Raw genomic sequence first — 20600 nt, 5'->3', positions numbered from 1 at the left:
GATAGAAACCGCACCCTCATCCGCCCCTACGGGGCACCTTCTCCCGCAGGGAGAAGGGACGCGACAGCCACCGCCCTCGCTTACCTATGCCCAACTTCCCCAGCCAACTCCTCACCTGGTTCGACCAGCATGGCCGCCACGATCTGCCCTGGCAGCATCCGCGTTCGCCGTACCGGGTGTGGCTGTCGGAAATAATGCTGCAACAGACCCAGGTCGCCACGGCAACGCCCTATTTCCAGCGCTTCGTACAGTCGTTCCCAACGCTGCGCGACCTGGCCGCCACCGACAACGACACCTTGATGGCACACTGGGCCGGCCTGGGCTACTACGCCCGTGCCCGCAATCTGCATGCAGCAGCCAGGCAATGCGTCGAGCTGCATGACGGCGAATTGCCGCGTGATTTCGATGCCCTGCTGGCCCTGCCCGGCATCGGCCGCAGCACCGCCGGTGCCATCCTCAGCCAGGCCTGGAACGACCCGTTTGCGATCCTTGATGGCAACGTCAAACGTGTACTGACGCGCTACCACGGCATCGCTGGTTTCCCCGGCTTGCCGGCTATCGAAAAACAGCTCTGGGCGCAGGCCGAAGCACACGTGGCGCAGGTGCCGAACGGTCGCATGGCCGACTACACCCAGGCGCAGATGGATTTCGGCGCAACCCTGTGCACGCGGGCAAAGCCGGCCTGCATCCTGTGCCCGCTGCAGACTAGTTGTGCCGCACATGCGCAGGGCCTGGTTGATTCACTGCCAACACCAAAACCCAGCAAGGTGCTGCCGGAGCGCGAAGCCAGCGCCTTGCTGCTGGAAGACGCCGATGGCCGCATCCTGCTGCTGAAGCGTCCGCCGACCGGCATCTGGGCCTCACTGTGGACCTTGCCGCAGGCCGATACCGACAGCGCGCTGCGCGAATGGTTTGCTGCCAGCATCAAAGGCAACTACGACAACGCCAACGAGCTGCCACTGATCGTGCATACCTTCAGCCACTACCGCCTGCATCTGCAGCCGCTGCACCTGCGCAAGGTCGCACTCAAATCCAAGGTCGGTGACAATGCCGATCTACGTTGGGTCGCGCGCGACGAACTGGCCGCCCTCGGCCTGCCCGCCCCCATCCGCAAGCTGCTGGAACGTCATCCGGCACACTGATTCGACAGGACTACACCATGCCGCGCTCCGTCTTCTGCCAATACGAACAACGCGAAACCGAGGGACTGGATTTCGTGCCCTACCCCGGCGAGCTGGGCCAACGCATCTTCGCCAATATCGGCAAGCCAGCCTGGGCTGCGTGGCTGGCGCACCAGACCATGCTGATCAACGAGAACCGGCTGTCGCCGCGCGACCCAAAGCACCGCGCCTTCCTTGAGGAGGAGCTGGTGAAGTACCTGTTCTCTGGTGGCGCTGAAAAACCTGCGGGCTACGTCGCACCGGAAGCGGAATAAAACCGGCCCCCTGTAGTGCCGAGCCATGCTCGGCAGGGGCTTTACCGGCGACGGTTGATCCGTGCATGAAGGCCCCTGCCGAGCATGGCTCGGCACTACAGGTACTGCTTCATTCCGTCTCGGTGCCCTGATCTGCGGCACGCTCGGAAATCTTGGCCTCGCGCAGTTCTTTCTCGGATGCACGCAAGCTCTTCACGTCCAGCGGCTGGATGCTGTCAATCCGGCATGGCACATGTGCCATCGGCCCGCCACCATGCACGATCACACGGTCAAAGCGCGCCGACACCTGGCCCATCATATTGGTGATGCTGATCGCCGGGGCGAATGACAGATCCATGCACGGCCCGCTGAGATTCAACAGCCAGGCTTCGTTGGGCTTGGTCCATACCGCCAAGGCACTGTCACCCAGCTCGGTCCAGCCGTTGAGCGAACCAAAGTACCGGAAGCTCTTCACCGGCTCACCGGCGTGCGCGCGGTACAGATCCAGACGCTCAGCACTGGTCAGCTTCCCGGTCGTCGCACAACCGCCAAGAACGGCGGCCAGCATCATCGCAACAAGCACTTTTTTCATGGCAGCAATCCTCATTGAAGGAAACAACCTGATTCCAGCACTTACCCGGGCATGATAATCCTGCGGCAGCCGCAGGATCGTCACCCGCCTTTCGCGGCTCAAACCCCGCTGCTGGCAAGCTCGTGCAGGCGGCCCTGGCGCAGCTCCAGCACGCGATCCAGCTTGCGCGCCAAACTGCGGTCATGGGTGACCAGAACCAAACTGGTGCGGTGCACGCGGTTCAACTCCAGCATCAGATCGAACACAGTGGCGGCGGTCTTGTCGTCCAGATTGCCGGTGGGCTCGTCACCGAGCACGCAGCCCGGCTGATTGACCAGGGCGCGTGCAACTGCGGTGCGCTGGCGCTCGCCGCCGGACAGCTCGCCCGGCTTGTGATCCAGGCGATGGCCAAGCCCGACCGATTCCAGCAAGGCCTTGGCACGGGCGCTGGCACCAGCCGGATCGCTGCCGCCCAGCATCACCGGGATCATCACATTCTCCAGCGCGGTGAATTCTGGCAGCAGGTGGTGGAACTGGTAGACAAAGCCCAAGGAGCTGTTGCGCAGCTTGCCGCGCGCCGCATCGGACAGTGCCGACATGCGCTGGCCGGCGACATAGACCTCGCCTGCGGTCGGAACATCCAAGCCGCCCAGCAGGTGCAGCAAGGTGCTCTTGCCTGCGCCGGAGGCGCCAACAATGGCCACGGTTTCGCCTGCGGCAACGTTCAAGTCCAGGCCGTCGAACACCGGCGTGTGCATCTTGCCTTCGGCGTAGGTCTTGCCCAGGCCTTCTGCGCGGATTACCGATTCCATCAATGCGTTCTCATTCATAGCGCAGCGCCTCGGCCGGCTGGGTGCGGGCTGCGCGCCACGCCGGATAGATGGTTGCGGCAAAGCTCATCAGCAGCGCCACCACGGTGATCACCACGATGTCGCCGGTCTGCATGTCGGTCGGCAGGCCGGTGATGTAGTACACATCCTCCGGCAGCAGCTTGATGCTGAAGACGGTCTCGATCAGGCCAAGGATGCGCTCCAGATTGAGGGTCAAGGTGATGCCACTGATCACACCGACAATGGTGCCGAACACACCGATCAAGGTGCCCTGCACCATGAACACCTGCATCACTCCACCCGGCGTCAGGCCAAGCGTGCGCAGGATGGCGATATCGGCCTGCTTGTCAGTAACCAGCATCACCTGCGAGGACACCAGGTTGAACGCCCCCATCGCCACGATCAGCGACAGCAGGATGCCCATCACCGTTTTTTCCATGCGCAGCGAGTGGTAGAGATTGGCGTTCTCCTGCGTCCAGTCACTCACCCGGTAGTAGCCGTTGAGGTTCACCGCAAGGTCGCGGGCGACCGTATAGGCCTGATCCATATCGTGCATCTTCAGGCGCACACCGGTGACGCCGTCCATGCGCAGCACGCGCTCCATGTCCTGCATGTTGGTGAAGGCGACCCCCCGGTCCACTTCATTGGAGCCGGCCTCGAAAATGCCGCTGACCTGGAAGCGTTTGACCCGCGGCATCGCGCCCATGGGGGTGCCCTGCACTTCGGCGAGGGTGGCAACCACGCTGTCGCCGACATCCACGCCCAACCAGATCGCCAACTCCTTGCCGACCACCATGTTGAACTCACCGGGCTGCAGGCTGTCCAGCTTGCCCTTGGTCATCTTCTCGGCCAGCACCGAGACCTTGGACTCCTGTGCCGGATCGATGCCCTGGATGATCGCGCCCTGCACCCGCAGGCCACTCAACATGCCTTGAATTTCGATATATGGCGCGGCGCCGGCCACACGCGGATCCTTGGTCGCCACGTCGATGGCGTGCTGCCAGTTGGCCATCGGCTCGCCATCGGCACTGACCGTGGCGTGGGCCGACATCTGCAGCAGGCGGTCGCGGATTTCCTTCTGGAAGCCGCTCATCACCGCCAAGGTGGTGATCAGCACCATCACCCCGAGCGCGATGCCGAGGATGGAAGCCATGGAGATGAAAGAAATGAAGCCATTGCGGCGCTTGGCGCGCAGATAGCGCAATCCGATTGCGACAGGTAAGGGTTTGAACATGCGTGTCTGCCCGGGAACTGGTCGCTATGGTGCCACTCCCGGCGGCTGGCGGGAAACGCCATGCGCCTTTACGGCCAGTCGCAGTTCACGTCGTTGAGCCCGCGGCAAGGTATCCGGCCAGAACAGCAGCTGCTGGCGGCGTTTGCCCAGCCGCCAGCGCAGCACCAGCAAGGGGCCGCGCTCGAGCAGCTCGATCCGCTGCACAGGCCCCCCATCCACACAGGGTGCGCCCGGCGGCGACGGTATCACCAGGTTGCGTGCGGGCCTGCGCGATTCCGCCCGCGCCTGCAGCAGCCCCAGCACAAGCACGCAAGCGCCCAGCGGCCAAGCCAAGCCCGGCGCCAGATCACAGTTCACTATCGAAAAGGCGGCAAGTAGCGCCAGGCCCAGCAACGCGCAGCTCAACCAGCGCGACGGACGCCACTCACACCGGAAGGGCGCGGATATAGGCGATGAGTTGCGCCTGCGACGCATCTGGACAGACCTCGTAGCCCATGGACCAGCGCCACAACTTATCGTCTTCGGTGTCCAGCAACTGCAGGAAAACCTCGCGTTCGGCAACAGGCGCATCCAGCCAGCGACGGTCCAGATAACGGCCGAACAGCTGATCGAGCTCACGCATGCCACGGCGGCAGCGCCAGCGCAGCTTCTTCAACAGGATTTCGTCTTCAGTCTGCATGGCTTCGGATACCAAAGCCCCTCTCCCGCCGGGAGAGGGGTTGGGGTGAGGGTTGGAGCGAAGCTCCCGCGAACTCGATGGCAGCAGGCTGCGCCCCTACCCTCATCCGCCCCTGCGGGGCACCTTCTCCCAAAGGGAGAAGGTAAAACGCATCAAGCGCGGCGCGCCATCATCAGCTTCTTGATCTCGGCAATTGCCAGTGCCGGGTTCAAGCCCTTCGGGCAGGTGCGTGCGCAGTTCATGATGGTGTGGCAGCGGTACAGCTTGAACGGATCTTCCAGATCGTCCAGGCGTGCGCCGGTGTCTTCATCGCGCGAGTCGATGATCCAGCGGTAGGCCTGCAGCAGGATCGCCGGGCCCAGGTAACGCTCACCATTCCACCAGTAGCTCGGGCAGCTGGTCGAGCAGCACGCGCACAGGATGCACTCGTACAGGCCGTCCAGCTTCTTGCGGTCTTCCGGCGACTGCAGGCGTTCGCGGTCTGCCGGGGCCGGGGTCTGGGTGCGGATCCACGGCTTGATCGAGGCGTACTGCGCGTAGAAGTGGGTCAGGTCCGGAACCAGATCCTTGACCACGTCCATGTGCGGCAGCGGGTAGATCGGCACTTCGGCCTTGCCGCAATCGGCAATGGCGCGGGTGCAGGCCAGGGTATTGGTGCCGTCGATGTTCATCGCGCACGAACCGCAGATACCCTCGCGGCAGGAGCGACGGAAGGTCAGGGTCGGATCAATCTCGTTCTTGATCTTGATCAGCGCGTCCAGAACCATCGGGCCGCACGCATCGAGATCGATCTCGTAGGTGTCGGTACGCGGGTTCTGGTCGCCATCGGGGCTCCAGCGGTAGATCTTGAAGGTACGCGTGTTCTTCGCACCGCTCTTGGCGGGGAAGTGCTTGCCCTTGGTCAACCGGGAGTTCTTCGGGAGTGCAAATTCAGCCATGTTCGTAAGTTCCCCGGATCAGTAGACGCGCGGCTTCGGCGGCACCACGGACACGTCATCGCTGAGCGTGTACATGTGCACCGGGCGGTAATCGAAGCTGCACTTGCCCTTGTCGTCGACAGTGACCAGCGTGTGCTTCTGCCAGTTGACGTCGTCGCGGTCCGGATAATCCTCGTGCGCGTGGGCGCCACGGCTTTCCTTGCGCTGCTCGGCCGAGTTGATGGTCGCCACTGCGTTGAGCAGCAGGTTGTTCAACTCGTAGGTTTCGATCAGGTCCGAGTTCCAGACCAGCGAACGGTCGGAAACCTTGACGTCCTGGAACGAATCGAACACCTGCGCCATCTTCTGGCAGCCTTCTTCCAGCGTCTTGCTGGTGCGGAACACCGCTGCATCGTTCTGCATGGTGCGCTGCATGTTGTCGCGGATGACCGAGGTCGGCGTATCGCCATTGGCGTGACGCAGCTTGTCGAGTAGGCCCAGGGCCTTGTCGCAGGCATCGGACGGCAGGGTCTTGTGCGGCGCACCCGGCTTGATCGTCTCGGCGCAGCGGTTGGCCACGGCGCGGCCGAACACCACCAGGTCGAGCAGCGAGTTGGAGCCCAGACGGTTGGCACCGTGCACGGACACGCAGGCCGCTTCGCCGATGGCGTACAGGCCCGGCACCACTGCATCGGGGTTGTCGCCGACCTTGCGCACCACTTCACCGTGGTAGTTGGTCGGGATGCCGCCCATGTTGTAGTGGACGGTCGGGATGACCGGGATCGGCTGCTTGTGCACGTCCACGCCCGCAAAGATGCGTGCGCTTTCGGCAATACCTGGCAGCTTGTCGTCGATCACGCCCGGGCCGAGGTGGGTCAGGTCGAGCAGGATGTGATCCTTGTGCTCGCCGACGCCGCGGCCTTCGCGGATTTCGATGGTCATCGAACGCGACACCACGTCACGCGATGCCAGATCCTTGTAATGCGGTGCATAGCGCTCCATGAAGCGCTCGCCATTGCTGTTGCGCAGAATACCGCCCTCGCCTCGCACACCTTCGGTGATCAGGCAGCCGGCGCCATAGATGCCGGTCGGGTGGAACTGCACGAATTCCATGTCCTGCAGCGGCAGGCCGGCACGGGCCACCAGGCCACCGCCGTCACCGGTACAGGTATGCGCCGAGGTGGCGCTGAAGTAGGCACGACCGTAGCCGCCGGTTGCCAGCACCACGCCCTGCGAACGGAACAGGTGCAGGGTGCCCTCGGCCATGTCCAGGGCGAGCACGCCGCGGCAGACACCTTCGTCATCGAAAATCAGGTCGAGTGCGAAGTACTCGATCATGAACTGCGCGTCGTGCGCCAGCGACTGCTGGTACAGGGTGTGCAGGATGGCGTGGCCGGTACGGTCGGCGGCGGCGCAGGTACGCTGCGCGGACGGGCCTTCACCGTACTTGGTGGTCATGCCACCGAACGGACGCTGGTAGATCTTGCCTTCTTCGGTGCGCGAGAACGGAACGCCGTAGTGCTCCAGCTCGATGATGGCCGGGATGGCCTCACGGCACATGTACTCGATGGCGTCCTGGTCGCCCAGCCAATCCGAACCCTTGATGGTGTCGAAGAAGTGGTAACGCCAGTCGTCCTCACCCATGTTGCCGAGCGCGGCGGAAATGCCGCCCTGCGCTGCCACGGTGTGCGAGCGGGTCGGGAAGACCTTGGTGATGCAGACCGTCTGCAGGCCCTTCTGGGCCAGGCCAAAGGTCGCACGCAGGCCAGCGCCACCGGCGCCAACGACCACCATGTCGACCTTGTGTTCAGTGATGTTGTAAGCGGACATGTATCAGTTCCCAAACGCGATGCGGGCAACCGCAAAGATGCTGACGATGGCGCCGAGCACGGCGACGAACTTGACCGTGGTCTGCAAGGCCAGGGCCATCAGCGAATTGTGGATGTAGTCCTCGAGGACTACCTGCAGGCCAAGCTGGGCGTGCCAGAACATGGCGACCAGGAAACCACCCAGCAGGATCGCGTTCCACGGCTTGGCAATGGTTTCCACGGCGGTAACGTAATCGGCGCCCATCAGGCTCAGCACCAGGCACAGGAACCAGATGGTCAGTGCGACCAGCGCGGTGGCGGTCAGGCGCTGGTGGACGAAGTGCTCGGTACCGGACTTGGCGCTGCCAAGGCCACGCGCATTCTTCAGCGGGGTACGGTACTTGCTCATGCGGCAGCTCCCATGCAGACGTAAGCCCAGATCAGCGCGGTCAGCACCAGCGAGGCGATCACCGACATCCAGCTGCTGCGGATGAAGGTAGCCTTGGCGTAGCCGATGGCGAAGTCCTGCACGATGTGGCGGATGCCGTTGCACAGGTGGTAGGCGAAGCACCAGGTCCAACCGAACAGGATCACCTTGCCGTACCAGGCGCTGGCGTGGGTGGTGAAGCAGTTCCAGGACTCAGGCCCCATCATCAGGGCGAACAAGCCGCCCGCAATGATCAGGGAACCGACAGTCAGAATGATGCCGGTTACTCGATGCAGGATCGAGGTGGCCATCTGGATCTGCCAGCGATACACCTGCAGGTGCGGAGAGAGGGGGCGGGGTCTGTTCGCCATTCGCTGACTCGTATCTCGGCTGGGCGGCTCAATGCCGCGTTGGCTCAACGCTGCTCAGAAATCTATGCAGCGCCCGTTTTTCTCCCAATCGCCATACCGCACCGGATCAAGTCCGCCGCGGCCGCCTATTTCCTGAGGCACCGGGGTTACCTCGGGAAGCGGCTGCTTCTCGGGGACCAACGGGGCTTCAGCTTCGGGCTCGGGAGTGGGGGTTGTTTGGCCTATCATTGGTGGTCTCGCAACGCACAAATTTTAGTCCTCAGTCACGTGTCTGACAACCTCGCCCCTGCTTTCACCGGTTTCCGCACACTTTCCAAGGCTCAGATCGTGAGCCTTGCGGGAGCCGATGCGGTCGCTTTCGCCCAAGCCCAGTTCGCCAATGACGTGCCCTCGCTGGCCGACGGTCATTGGCAATGGAGCGCCTGGCTGACCGCCAAAGGCCGCGTGATGTCTATCTTTCAGCTGCTACGGGTGGACGCACAGACCCTGCTGCTGATCTGCCACGACGGCGGTGCCGAGGCCATGGCCGAGCAGTTGCGACGTTTTGTATTCCGCCGCAAGGTCGTCATCAGCCATGCCAGCACGCTGGCGGTGAATGCCGCGCTGGAAGCGCCGGCTTCGGCCCATGCCGCGCAATTGGCGCGACTGGCCTATGACATCGTCGAGCTGGATGTGGGTAGCGCAGCGGTTCCGCGCACGCTGCAGATCGGCGGCGTGGCAACGGCGATCGACGACGCGGCTGAATTGGCATGGCGTCAGTCCGACCTTCGCTTCGGCCTGCCCCGGCTTGAAGATGCACAGCGTGAGCAATGGACGCCGCAGCAGTTGGGGCTGGATCGCCTGAACGCTTACAGCGTCAAAAAGGGCTGCTATCCCGGCCAGGAGATCGTCGCCCGCACCCACTTCCTGGGCAAAGCCAAGCGCTCGCTGGCGCTCTTGGAATGCGCCTCATTCGCAAATTCCGGTGACGCGGTCCAGCATGGCGACGGCAACATCGGCACCGTCGCCTGTGTGGCAGGCGCGCTTGCACTGGCCGTGCTGCCACTGGAACTGCCGGAAGGCCAGCTGCAGGTCAATGGCGAAACCGCCAGCATCCAGCAGCTGCTGGAAGGTCTGGCGCGCTGAATCCCTGTAGTGCCGAGCCATGCTCGGCAAGGGGCGTGCCCATGTAGTGCCGAGCCATGCTCGGCAAGGGGCGTGCCCATGTAGTGCCGAGCCATGCTCGGCAGAGGCTTTCCCAGTAATGCCCATATAGTGCCGAGCCATGCTCGGCAGAGGCATTACTGGGAAAGCCTCTGCCGAGCATGGCTCGGCACTATATGGGCATTACTGGGAAAGCCTCTGCCGAGCATGGCTCGGCACTACCTGGGCATTACTGGGAAAGCCTCTGCCGAGCATGGCTCGGCACTACATGGTCAGGTCGCCGCTTCGATGCGACTGCCGCTGGCCGCATCAAAAAAGTGCAGCTTCGATGCGTTCACCTCAACCGCAATCTCCTGGCCGACCTGCGGCAGCTGCTGCGGCGGCACCCGCATGATCAGCGCCTGCTCGCCAAAACGCAGATTGACGAAAATCTCATTGCCTACCGGCTCCAGGCCTTCGATGCGCGCATTGAACGCCGTCGCACCACCACCCGGCTGCAGGTGCTCGGGCCGCACGCCAACCACCAGCGACTTGCCGAACCACTCCGCACCCAGTGACACAGTGCCGAGCGCCACCTCAACACCCTCGTCCAGTTGCAGCACCGCCGAACCCGCTTCATCACGACGCAATTGACCGCGCAACATGTTCATCGCCGGACTCCCCAGGAACCCAGCAACAAACAGATTGACCGGCTTGTCGTACAGCGCCATCGGCGTGTCGATCTGCTGGATGACACCCTCGTTGAGCACAACAATGCGCTGACCCAGCGTCATCGCCTCGACCTGGTCATGGGTGACATAGATCATCGTGGTGCCGAGCTTGCGATGCAGCTGCGCGATCTCGGTGCGCACCGAATGACGCAGTTTTGCATCCAGATTGGACAGCGGCTCATCCAGCAGGAACACCGCCGGCTCACGTACCAGCGCACGCCCCAGCGCCACGCGTTGACGCTGACCGCCCGACATCGCGCGCGGCAGTTTGCCCAGCATCGAGGTCAGGCCCAGCGAGTCGGCCGCCTCCTGCACGCGACGCTGCACTTCGGCCTTGTCATGCCCGCGCAGCTTCAAACCAAAGCCCAGGTTCTCGGCCACGGTCATGTGCGGGTAGAGCGCGTAGTTCTGGAACACCATGGCAATGTCCCGGTCTTTCGGCGCGACGTCATTGACCACCCGCTCGTCGATGCGCAGCTTGCCAGCGCTGATTTCCTCCAGCCCTGCCACCATTCGCAGCAGTGTGGACTTGCCGCAACCCGACGGCCCCACCAACACCATCAACTCGCCATCGGCGATATCGAAACTGGCCCCGGCCACAGCGACCTGACCGTTGTCATACACCTTGCGCACACTGTCGAATTGAACCTTGGCCATCACTACCTCGTTGCGGGTCGAAACCTGGAGCCTGGGAACACTTGCGTTACAACGACAGGACAGTTTCCTGCAATCGTATACATCCGAAACATTGTGCACGGTAAGCATATTCATATGGCACCATCACAGCTGCTCTTACACGGCACCTGCGCTCCACTGCACGGACCTGCTTCCGCCCTCGCAGCATGCTGCATTGCACAAGCACAGGTTGCCCACGCCCGCCCCCTCGCGCCGAAGGACGCGGGCGTCCCAACCGCGGCGCAGGCCTTGAAGACGAACAATTGACAACGATGTCATCCGCACCCGAAACTCGTGCAATGCACGACACCCTCTTCCTGTTCGGTGCCACAGGCGATCTGGCCCAGCGTTACCTGTTCCCGTCCCTGCTACGCCTGCTCGGCGACGGCCTACTTCCTGAAGATTTCCGTGTACGTGCGCTGGCCCTGTCGCCGCATGACACCGAGAAATTCCGCGACATCCTGCGTCCGCGTCTGGAAGCCGCCATGCCGCATGCCAGCCAGGATGACATCGGCAACCTGCTCAACCGCATCGACTACCGTTCGGTGGACCTGCGCAATGCCGAGTCGGTCGCCGAAGCCGTCAAGGACCTGGTGCACCGCAAGTGCGTCAGCTATCTGGCGATCCCGCCGGGCCTGTACATCTCGACCTGCGAAGGCCTGGCACTGGGCGGCGCCCTGGCGGCACCGAACCGGCTGATGCTGGAGAAGCCGATCGGCTCTGACAGCGACAGCGCCGAGGAGATCCTGCAGTCGATCGGCAAGCTGATTGACGAAGACCGCGTGTTCCGCCTGGACCACTATCTGGGCAAGGCGGCAGTGCAGAACCTGATGGCGCTGCGCTTCGGCAACACCTTGCTGGAAGCGGTGTGGAACCGTAACTACATCGCCTCGGTGCACATCCTGGTTGCCGAAAGCGATGGCGTTGACGGCCGCGACTCCTATTACTCACGCTCCGGCGCCCTGCGCGACATGGTGCAGAGCCATATCCTGCAGCTGCTGTGCCTGGTCGCGATGGAGCCACCTGCATCGCTGGAAGCCGACCGCATCCGCGACGAGAAGGTGAAGGTACTGCGCGCCCTGCGCCCGCTCGACGCCAAGCATGCCGCCAAGGACAGCGTGCGCGGTCGCTACACCGCCGGCACCATCAATGGTCAGCCGGCCCAGGCCTACCAGCCGCCGGAAGGCAGCGAGGCCGAAACCTTTGTCGGCGTCACCGCGCATATCGACAACTGGCGCTGGGCCGGCGTGCCGTTCCATCTGGTTACCGGCAAGCGCCTGCCCGAGCGCACCACCCGCATCGAGGTCAACCTCAAGCCGGTGACGCATTGGTTGTTCGAGCGCCCCGACCGCAAGAACGCCACCCCCAACCGCCTGACCTTCCAGTTGCAGCCGCAGGAGAACATCCAGCTCGGCTTGATGAGCTCGCTGGCCGGCCCGGAATGGGGCGCGCTGGAACTGCAGCCGCTGGAACTGGAACTGTCGGTTCCCACCGGCCTGCACCGTCGCATCGCCTACGAACGTCTGTTCCTCGACGCCTTCAACGGCAACCACGCACTGTTCGTGCGCGATGACGAAGTGCGCGCCGCCTGGGCCTGGATCGACAGCGTCAGCGATGCCTGGAAGGCCGCCGACCTGCCGATGGAGCCTTACCCGGCCGGTGGCTGGGGCCCGCAGCTGGCGCAGGACTTCCTGCCCGAATCCATTGCCGCCGAAGCGGGCCCGGAGCAGGGGCTGTGAGCCCCAGCGCTGACCTGGTACTGGTAGCGGATATTGGTGGCACCAACGCGCGCTTCGCGCTGGCCGACCGTTCCGCCACCACGCCGCTGGATCAGGGCAGCATCGACGAGTATCCGGTGGCGCAGTTCGCGTCACTGGCCGATGCCGCCGCGCACTACCTGCAGCAACGTGGTGCGAGCGCCACCAGCGGGGTGTTCGCGGTAGCTGGGCGGGTGGATGGTGACGAAGCACGCATCACCAATCACCCCTGGGTGATTTCGCGTTCGCGCACCGCCGAACAGCTCGGTTTCGAGCAGCTGCACCTGATCAACGACTTCGTCGCCCAGGCCATGTCGATTGCCCTGCTCGGCATCGATGATGTGGTACAGGTCGGCGGCGCCGGCTGGCAACCCGCCGCGGAGGGCGAGTCGCGCAACTACTGCGTGCTTGGCCCCGGCACCGGCCTGGGCGTTGGCGGGCTGGTGGTGCGCGATGGTCGCAATTACCCGCTTGCCACCGAAGGCGGCCACGCCAGCTTTGCGCCGAACTCGCCGGAACAGATCCGCATCCTGGAAATCCTCTCGGCCCAATTCGGCCGGGTTTCCAACGAACGCCTGGTCTGCGGTCCCGGCCTGGTCAACATCCATCGCGCCATCTGCGAGATAGCGGGTACCGATCCGGGCCTGCTGCAGCCGGCCGAGGTCAGCGCCCGCGCTGCCGAAGGCGATGTATTGGCGAGCCGTGCGGTTGAAGTATTCCTGGAAATCTTCGGTGCAGTCGCCGGTGACGCGGTGCTGGTACAGGGCGCCTGGGATGGCGTGTTCCTGACCGGCGGGTTGGTACCGCGCCTGCTGCAACAACTGCAGCATTCCGGCTTCCGTCAACGTTTCGAAAGCAAGGGACGCTTCTCCGCGACGATGTCGCAGATCCCTTCGATGGCCATCACCCATCCCTGCCCCGGGCTGCTGGGTGCCACCGCTTACGCGCTGGACATGCAGCGCGCCAACTCTGGAGTGACCGCATGAACGCCGCTGTTTCCGAACGCATCACACTTGTCCGCCATGCTGACGAAGAGGCCTGGACCGAAGGTGTCGCCAAGGAAATGGCAGCGCTGTTGAGTGCGGAAATCGAGCAGCGCGGGCGCGCCCGCATGCTGCTGTCCGGCGGCACCACGCCGGCTCCCATCTACGAACTATTGTCGGATCAGGGCCTGGAGTGGGCGCGGGTTGAAGTTGGCCTGGCCGATGAACGCTGGCTCTCACCGCAGGACAAGGACAGCAACGCCTGGCTGGTACGCGACAGCTTCCTGCGCCACGCAGAAGGTGCGCACTTTGATCCACTGGTACGCGTTGGCCTGCCGATCGCCGAATGTGTGCATACCGCCAACCTGCTCGCCACCCATTCGCAGCCGCCCTGTCTGGTGGTGTTGGGCATGGGCAACGACGGCCATACCGCCTCGTTGTTCCCGGGCTCGCCCGACCTGCCGCAGGCCCTGCAGAGCAAACACCCTTATGCGGCGCTGGATGCCACCGGCTGCCCGGTCGCCAAGCACTGGTCGTTGCGCATCACCTTGACCCCCCATGGCCTGGCACTGGCCAACCAGCGCCTGCTGCTGCTGCGCGGCAAGCAGAAGCTGGAAGTACTCGAAGCCGCGCTTGCGTCCGGCGACGTGCACACCTACCCGATCCTTGCTGCGATCAATGCGCCCGGCAACAAGCTGCGCGTGCATTGGTGCCCTTGAGCTGGGAGCAGCCATTCGGGAACAGAAAAGGACTTCCCCCGCTGCTCGCATGAGCTGCAGGAAGTTGTTTTCGAAACACCACAACCCGAAGCCCGCCGCTCTCCCTGCCGCACCTTCCTCCTCATTCCAGCCATAAAGCCATGCATCCGAAAATCCAAGCCATCACCGATCGCATCCGCCAGCGCAGCGCCCCGTCGCGCGCGGCTTATCTGGCCGGGATTGATGCCGCGCTGCGCGAAGGCCCTTTCCGCTCACGCCTGAGCTGCGGCAACCTGGCCCACGCTTATGCGGCCTGCGGCCCAACCGACAAGGACCGCCTGCGCGGCGATGTGACGCCCAACCTGGGCATCATCACCTCGTACAACGACATGTTGTCGGCGCACCAGCCGTTCGAGCACTACCCGGAGCTGATCCGCAACGCTGCCCGCGAGCTGGGCGCGACTGCCCAGGTTGCCGGCGCGGTGCCGGCGATGTGTGACGGCGTTACCCAGGGCCGTGGCGGCATGGAGTTGTCATTGTTCTCGCGCGATGTGATCGCGCAGGCAACCGCGATTGGCCTCAGCCATGACATGTTCGACGCCACCATCTATCTGGGCGTGTGCGACAAGATCGTACCCGGCCTGCTGATCGGCGCCCTCGCCTTCGGCCACCTGCCGGCGGTGTTCGTACCGGCCGGGCCGATGACCCCGGGCATTCCGAACAAGAAGAAGGCCGAAGTCCGCGAGCGCTATGCCGCCGGCGAAGCCACCCGCGAAGAACTGCTGGAAGCCGAATCGGCCTCGTACCACGGCCCGGGCACCTGCACCTTCTACGGCACTGCCAATTCCAACCAGGTCCTGCTCGAAGCGATGGGCGTGCAGCTGCCGGGCGCCTCCTTCGTCAACCCGGAGCTGCCGCTGCGCGATGCCCTTACCCGCGCCGCCACTGCGCGTGTGCTGGAAATCAGCGCACTGGGCAATGACTTCCGTCCGTTCGGCCGCGTGATCGACGAGCGCGCCATCGTCAACGCCGTGGTCGCCCTGATGGCCACCGGCGGCTCGACCAACCACACCATCCACTGGATCGCAGTCGCACGTGCCGCCGGCATCGTGTTGACCTGGGACGATATGGACGAGCTCTCGCAGATCGTGCCGCTGCTGGCCCGCGTCTATCCGAATGGCGAAGCCGACGTGAACCGCTTTGCGGCTGCCGGTGGCCCCGGCTTCGTGTTCCGCGAACTGATGGACGCCGGCCTGATGCACGCCGATGCGACCACCATAGCCGAAGGCGGCATGCGCGCCTTCGCCCAGGAACCGCGCCTCACCGACGGCAAGGTCAGCTATGTGCCGGCTGCCGAACTCAGTGGTGACGAAGAAGTGGTACGCCCTGCTTCCAATCCGTTCGAGGCCCAGGGCGGCCTGCGCCTTCTGCGCGGCAATATTGGCCGTTCGCTGATCAAGCTGTCGGCAGTCAAGCCCCAGTACCGCACGATCGAAGCCCCGGCCGTGGTCGTCGATGCGCCGCAGGTACTGAACAAGCTGCATGCTGCTGGTGCCTTGCCGCAGGACTTCGTCGCCGTGGTCCGTTACCAGGGCCCGCGCTCCAACGGCATGCCGGAACTGCATTCGCTGGCACCGCTGCTGGGCTTGCTGCAGAACCAGGGCCGTCGCGTCGCGCTGGTAACCGATGGCCGCCTGTCGGGCGCCTCCGGCAAGATTCCGGCCGCCATCCACGTTACCCCGGAAGCCGCTCGCGGTGGCCCGATCGCACGCATCCGCGAAGGCGACATCATTCGTCTGGACGGTGAAGCCGGCACCTTGGAAGTGCTGGTCGACGCCGCCGAGTGGGCTGCACGTGGCATCGCCGCAAACACCGCACCGGCAGGCTCGGACATGGGCCGCAACCTGTTCGCGATGAACCGCCGCATCGTCGGCCCGGCCGATCAGGGCGCAATCTCGATTTCCTGCGGCCCGGCACGTCCTGACGGCAGCCTGTGGGATTACGACGCCGAGTACGAACTTGGCCACGACCACGCCGCTGCCGCCGCCCCGCACGAAGCCAACGACGCCTGACATTCGGGATTCGGGATTCGGGATTCGGGAACACGTTATCAATGAGGACACTATGAGCATTGCCAAATATCAGGACCGCGCCGAGCAGCTGTTGAGCGCCGCAGGCATCCTGCCGGTCGTTACCGTGCACACCCTCGACCAGGCGCGCGCCGTCAGCGCCGCCCTGCTCGAAGGCGGCCTGCCCGCGATTGAACTGACCCTGCGCACGCCGGTGGCGATGGAAGCGCTGGCCATGCTCAAGCGCGAGCTGCCGGATGTAGTGGTCGGTGCCGGCACCGTGCTGACCGTTGAACAGATGCAGCGCTCTATCGATGCTGGTGCCGACTTCATCGTTACTCCGGGCACGCCTGCACATATGGCAGATGCCTTGGCTGCCGCACCGTTGCCGGTGGTTCCGGGCGCTGCTTCACCGACGGAACTGCTGGAACTGGTCGCGCGCGGCTTCCGCATCTGCAAGCTGTTCCCGGCCACTGCCGTTGGCGGTCTGGCGATGATCAAGGGCGTTGCCGGTCCGATTCCGGAACTCAAGCTCTGCCCCACCGGCGGCATCACCGAAGCCACCGCAGGTGACTACCTTTCGCAGAAGAACGTGGTCTGCATCGGCGGCTCGTGGATGGTGCAGGACAGCTGGATCCGCAACGGCCAATGGGACGAAGTGAAGAAGTCAGCCGCCGCTGCTGCTGCCATCGTCAAGCAGGCCCGCGCTGGCTGATCCAAATCGGCTTTTGTAGGAGCGGCGTCAGCCGCGAAGCCGGGAGCAACCAAATCACCCGCATCTGCTCCCCAAGGATTCGGCCAGGAAGCCGGTGCCGGCGATGCGTCGCCCGTATGAATCATCAGCTTCGCGGCTTACGCCGCTCCTACACGCATTCCCGGGAAAGCCCCTGCCGAGCATGGCTCGGCACTACATCTTTGCTCCCAGCCCCTGGCCCCAAGCCAACGGGAGCTTGACGGCTTCTTTTTCTCAGATCCGACGGAAGTTCTTCCTCTCCCTCTCGTCGACTGGCCTGCGCCTCGGTATTCGAGGCGCAGTTTTTATCGCTCAGCGCTTGCTGCGCTCACTGCGGCGTAGTTCGGCAGGAATCTCGATTTCCACCTTCGCCGGCAGGCTGCCGATATGCAGCTCATTGCCCAGCCACTGTACCGGCTCGCCGTTGATGGTCGCGTCTCCTGGCGTGCCTTCATAAGGCCATTGCAGCAACAGCCCAGCAGTCGGCAAACGCAGACCTTCGGATACCTGCAATATCAGCTGCTTGTCGCTGCGCTGCAGCGCGTAGCTCAACATGCCGTGCGAGGTATTCAAGTCCTCGATGGCGATGCCCTTGCCGGTCAGCCAGGTATTGGGCACACCTGCAGCCAACACGATCGGGCCGTCGACATCGCGCTCGTAGGCGAACATGTCCAAGGCCGAACGAACGAAGTCAGATGCCACCCAGGCATGCGGCAGATCACCGACAAAGAACGGCTGTCGCGGTGTCGAAGACACCACTTCGGCCCATTGATTCCACGCCGGCGGCGCACGGTCCTTGAAGAAGAACTCGGTAGCTTCCCAGGCGCGCGCACGCCAGCCCAGGCGCACGAAAGCACTGACATTGCGCCACTCATACGGCGTGTAGTCCTTCCACTGACGCTTGCCGTCACGGCGCTGGACGAAGTGCTGCCAATAACGCTCGAAGGTATTGTCCAAGGCGGGCTGCGGCAACCTGCCCTGCTCACCACCCGGTGCCAGCGCAATCGTGGTCGAGGTGGCATCGAAATCGCCCAACTCCACCGAACCGGGTAGATAGTCGATCTTGTGCGCCGCCATTGCCGCGCGCAGCGATGCGTCCAGATCCGGGCGGAACTCGTCGCGTGATGCGGCCATGGTCAGCGCCTCGGCTTCCAGACCCAGGGCAGCGGCCATATCGGCCGCATCCTTGTAACCGCGCAGCGCCCAGAAGTCATCCCAGTACGAATGCACCGGCTTGGCCGAATAGCCCTCGTGGCTGATCGAGGCGGGCATCATTCCATAGAAGCCGGCGTTCCGCGCACGGTTCTCCTCGGTGCGTTCGCTCAGTCGCAGCTGCTCCATGTAGTTCCATGCCAGTTGCACATGCGGCCACATCTGCTGCAGGAACGCCGTGTCACCGGTATGTCGCCAGTATTCGGCAATGGTGTAGATCAGTTCACCGTGGCTGTCGTTCTCCGGTACCGGGTCACTGCCACGTGCATCCACGCAACACGGCACCATGCCGCTTTCAAACTGATACGGCGCATACCAGTCGACGTACTGGCGCACTGCGTCGGCGCGCCCCATCCGCAGTAGGCCTTCGGAAATCATCGCGCCATCGCGGATCCAGCTGCGTGCATACGAACGCGTGCCCGGCTGCAGACTCGGCCCAACCCGCGAGATCAGCATATGTGCAAGCGCGGTGCGCAACGTATTGGCCAGCGGCTGGCCCGCCTCGGGCACGCGCAGCTTGAGCTGATCGAGCTTTTGCCGCCACATCGTGGCGACCTGTTGCTGTGCCTTGTCGGCGTCGAACCTGGACGGCATCTGCCAGTTGCCGGTCTGCGGCAGTACCAACACTACTTCGCGGCGCTGTCCCGGCTCCAGCTTCCAGTTGTAGACGAGGGCGCCCGAGGCCAGGCCGGTGACGTCGCGGACCTCCTGCGTACCCGGCAAGGTTTTATCCGCCAGATGGGTGACATCCAGTTTGCTGTCGAAGCTGCTGGCGAAACTGGCATCGGCCGGCAGCGTGGCATAGACACGCGGCTGTCCGTTGACACTGATCTGCGCGCTCCGCACGTCCAGGTTGTCGATACGGCTGACGCCGCCCACGGTATTGAGGAACTGACTGGGCGGATTGACCTGGAACGGTCGCACTGCAAGCGCCAACCGGTACTCATGCGCGACCTTGTCGGTATTGCGCAGCTCGTAGCGCGCCACCAGTTGCGCCTGTTGCGGCCGACCCTGTACGAAACCGCTCACGTTCAAACCAAACTGATCATGCTGCCAGGCCACCGATGGCATCGGCAGATAACCGTCCTGCAAGCTCTGGCTCGACTTCACCTCGGCCCAACCAAGCACCTTGCCATCAAGCACCACGAACGGCTCGATGCTGAAACCACCCTTCATCGCTTCCAGTGCGCCGTCCTCGCTGAGCAAGGCCTGCTCGCGGCCGCCATCCAGCCCCAGAATGGTCCAGTACGGCTGCTCGCCACTGAAGCCACGCGGCAAGGAGCCGCGCGGCAAATCGGCGGCAACCGAGCGGATGAAATCGTTCGGCGTATTGGCGAACGACAAGGGCTTGAGACTGATATCGCGGATGCCATAGCGCCAGTTGGGGCCATCAACCAGATCAAAGCGCAGGTAGCGCGCCTCGGTTTCCGGCAGTGCCAACCAATCCTTGCCACCGCTGCCACTGCTGACTTCGCGCAACGTCTTCCAGTCACGTCCATCGGCGGATGCGCGCACCACATAGTGGCTCGCCTCCAAGCCTGGCGCCCATTGCACCACCGCGCCGCCAAATTCACGCACCTTGCCCAGATCCAGGCTGACCGTCTGCTGCTTCACGCCGCCGCTGATCCACAAGGTATCCGGCTTGCCGTCGGCGATGCGCTGCTGCAGCGCAGTCGCGGTATCGGCGATCACCGTGGTGGTCAGCGCCGAGTTGTCTTCCTTGGGCAGCGGTTGCAGGGTCAGCTGGTCAAAGCAGACCGTGCCGCGCCCACCGACCTTGCTGTAGATGGTGAATTCCACCGCCGCGCTGCGCCGCAGGGTCTTGTCCTGGTCCGGACCCCAGGCCTTTTCGATATGCCGCTTGCGATAGCTGATGCGGGTCCAGTTCCTGGGGAAGTTGAAACCCGGACGATTGACCCACCAGACGTTGTCGCCACTGGCGTCGACCAGTTTGAACTGCAGGTCGTTGGCCGGCGAATCACCGCGCAGGTCGAAAGACAGCTGATAGTTCTCAGGCCAGGTCACATCCAATGGACGACGGATGCCGACGTAGCCGGAAACCTCATGGAAGTCGTAGTCCAGGCACAGTGCACGGCCGCTGTTGCCGGCCACTGGACGCAACGAACCGCTGACCTGCGGCGAGGTGATCAGTTGCCAGGCGCCGACATCGTCGAACTTGGCGAGCACGGCGGCACCGGCCGGTTGTACGCACGCCAGCAGCAAGCTCAGCAGACCGATCACAAAACGCATATTCATCAGCAAAATCCCGATTTACCGCCAGCAATATCTGCTGGATTTTCGCAAAGATCACCGCCATTCGCGGCGGTATGTTTCGTACGGAAGTGCGCTGTCGCGGCGCACCCGCACAC

The 20600-nt window shown here is 63.8% G+C and carries 20 protein-coding genes; 8 read left to right on the top strand and 12 right to left on the bottom strand.

The window, feature by feature from the left end:
• The first annotated feature begins 86 nt into the window (after window positions 1-86).
• Together mutY and ACVOL0_RS00255 are read left to right on the top strand one after the other, a co-directional pair.
• Entirely contained in the window at window positions 87-1142 is a 1056-nt protein-coding gene (gene mutY / locus ACVOL0_RS00260) for an A/G-specific adenine glycosylase (protein ID WP_481547363.1), read from the top strand.
• 17 nt (window positions 1143-1159) lie between these two features.
• A complete protein-coding gene (locus ACVOL0_RS00255; RefSeq protein ID WP_481547362.1) occupies window positions 1160-1435 on the top strand; it encodes an oxidative damage protection protein in 276 nt (91 codons plus the stop codon).
• 109 nt (window positions 1436-1544) lie between these two features.
• Here the strand turns inward: ACVOL0_RS00255 and ACVOL0_RS00250 are convergent, their stop codons facing one another.
• The 10 genes from ACVOL0_RS00250 to ACVOL0_RS00205 all read right to left on the bottom strand — a co-directional run bounded on the left by ACVOL0_RS00250 (window position 1545) and on the right by ACVOL0_RS00205 (window position 8479).
• A complete protein-coding gene (locus ACVOL0_RS00250; protein WP_481547361.1) occupies window positions 1545-2006 on the bottom strand; it encodes a DUF6491 family protein in 462 nt (153 codons plus the stop codon).
• Window positions 2007-2104: 98 nt separating this feature from the next.
• Window positions 2105-2815, bottom strand: coding sequence for a lipoprotein-releasing ABC transporter ATP-binding protein LolD (gene lolD / locus ACVOL0_RS00245; protein ID WP_481547360.1), 711 nt, complete (start codon window positions 2813-2815; stop codon window positions 2105-2107).
• Complete coding sequence (locus ACVOL0_RS00240; protein ID WP_481547359.1) at window positions 2808-4049, bottom strand: lipoprotein-releasing ABC transporter permease subunit; 1242 nt, start codon at window positions 4047-4049, stop codon at window positions 2808-2810. The genes lolD and ACVOL0_RS00240 overlap by 8 nt, the downstream gene beginning before the upstream one ends.
• A gap of 24 nt (window positions 4050-4073) precedes the next feature.
• Window positions 4074-4253, bottom strand: a complete 180-nt coding sequence (locus tag ACVOL0_RS00235) for a hypothetical protein (RefSeq protein ID WP_481547358.1) — start codon at window positions 4251-4253, stop codon at window positions 4074-4076.
• 220 nt (window positions 4254-4473) lie between these two features.
• The gene (locus ACVOL0_RS00230) at window positions 4474-4728 is read right to left on the bottom strand and encodes an FAD assembly factor SdhE (protein ID WP_481547357.1); all 255 of its coding nucleotides are present in this window, start codon (window positions 4726-4728) and stop codon (window positions 4474-4476) included.
• 152 nt (window positions 4729-4880) lie between these two features.
• Entirely contained in the window at window positions 4881-5666 is a 786-nt protein-coding gene (locus tag ACVOL0_RS00225) for a succinate dehydrogenase iron-sulfur subunit (protein ID WP_481510808.1), read from the bottom strand.
• Between the two features lie 18 nt (window positions 5667-5684).
• The gene (sdhA, locus tag ACVOL0_RS00220) at window positions 5685-7475 is read right to left on the bottom strand and encodes a succinate dehydrogenase flavoprotein subunit (protein WP_481547356.1); all 1791 of its coding nucleotides are present in this window, start codon (window positions 7473-7475) and stop codon (window positions 5685-5687) included.
• A gap of 3 nt (window positions 7476-7478) precedes the next feature.
• Entirely contained in the window at window positions 7479-7862 is a 384-nt protein-coding gene (gene sdhD / locus ACVOL0_RS00215; protein ID WP_282268787.1) for a succinate dehydrogenase, hydrophobic membrane anchor protein, read from the bottom strand.
• Window positions 7859-8251, bottom strand: a complete 393-nt coding sequence (gene sdhC, locus ACVOL0_RS00210) for a succinate dehydrogenase, cytochrome b556 subunit (protein ID WP_057626052.1) — start codon at window positions 8249-8251, stop codon at window positions 7859-7861. Before sdhC ends, sdhD begins: the two co-directional genes overlap by 4 nt.
• Window positions 8252-8305: 54 nt before the next feature.
• Window positions 8306-8479 (bottom strand): DUF1674 domain-containing protein, encoded by a 174-nt coding sequence (locus ACVOL0_RS00205; protein ID WP_481545701.1) that lies wholly within the window; start codon window positions 8477-8479, stop codon window positions 8306-8308.
• Window positions 8480-8518: 39 nt separating this feature from the next.
• On the opposite strand from ACVOL0_RS00205, the gene ygfZ reads away from it, so the two are divergent.
• Window positions 8519-9376 (top strand): CAF17-like 4Fe-4S cluster assembly/insertion protein YgfZ, encoded by an 858-nt coding sequence (gene ygfZ, locus ACVOL0_RS00200; RefSeq protein WP_481547355.1) that lies wholly within the window; start codon window positions 8519-8521, stop codon window positions 9374-9376.
• A 290-nt stretch (window positions 9377-9666) separates the two neighbouring features.
• On the opposite strand, the gene ACVOL0_RS00195 is transcribed toward ygfZ, so the two are convergent.
• Window positions 9667-10761 carry an ABC transporter ATP-binding protein gene (locus tag ACVOL0_RS00195; RefSeq protein ID WP_481547354.1) on the bottom strand — a complete coding sequence of 365 codons (1095 nt, stop codon included), beginning with the start codon at window positions 10759-10761 and terminating at the stop codon, window positions 9667-9669.
• Window positions 10762-10946: 185 nt separating this feature from the next.
• Between ACVOL0_RS00195 and zwf the strand changes: the two genes are divergently transcribed.
• The 5 genes from zwf (at window position 10947) to eda (ending at window position 17001) form a co-directional block, all read left to right on the top strand.
• Window positions 10947-12518: a glucose-6-phosphate dehydrogenase gene (gene zwf, locus ACVOL0_RS00190; protein ID WP_481547353.1), complete on the top strand. Its 1572-nt coding sequence runs from the start codon at window positions 10947-10949 to the stop codon at window positions 12516-12518.
• Window positions 12515-13522, top strand: a complete 1008-nt coding sequence (gene glk / locus ACVOL0_RS00185) for a glucokinase (protein WP_481547352.1) — start codon at window positions 12515-12517, stop codon at window positions 13520-13522. The genes zwf and glk overlap by 4 nt, the downstream gene beginning before the upstream one ends.
• Window positions 13519-14238: a 6-phosphogluconolactonase gene (gene pgl, locus ACVOL0_RS00180; RefSeq protein ID WP_481547351.1), complete on the top strand. Its 720-nt coding sequence runs from the start codon at window positions 13519-13521 to the stop codon at window positions 14236-14238. Before glk ends, pgl begins: the two co-directional genes overlap by 4 nt.
• Window positions 14239-14378: 140 nt before the next feature.
• A complete protein-coding gene (gene edd / locus ACVOL0_RS00175; RefSeq protein ID WP_481547350.1) occupies window positions 14379-16289 on the top strand; it encodes a phosphogluconate dehydratase in 1911 nt (636 codons plus the stop codon).
• Window positions 16290-16341: 52 nt separating this feature from the next.
• Window positions 16342-17001 carry a bifunctional 4-hydroxy-2-oxoglutarate aldolase/2-dehydro-3-deoxy-phosphogluconate aldolase gene (gene eda, locus ACVOL0_RS00170; protein ID WP_481547349.1) on the top strand — a complete coding sequence of 220 codons (660 nt, stop codon included), beginning with the start codon at window positions 16342-16344 and terminating at the stop codon, window positions 16999-17001.
• Between the two features lie 330 nt (window positions 17002-17331).
• On the opposite strand, the gene ACVOL0_RS00165 is transcribed toward eda, so the two are convergent.
• Window positions 17332-20481, bottom strand: coding sequence for a discoidin domain-containing protein (locus ACVOL0_RS00165; protein ID WP_481547421.1), 3150 nt, complete (start codon window positions 20479-20481; stop codon window positions 17332-17334).
• Between the last annotated feature and the right edge of the window lie 119 nt (window positions 20482-20600).

It is taken from the genome of Stenotrophomonas sp. STEN021, assembly GCF_056760175.1.
Note: the sequence above shows the minus strand (reverse complement) of the source record. Positions and strands in the feature narration are given on the sequence as shown.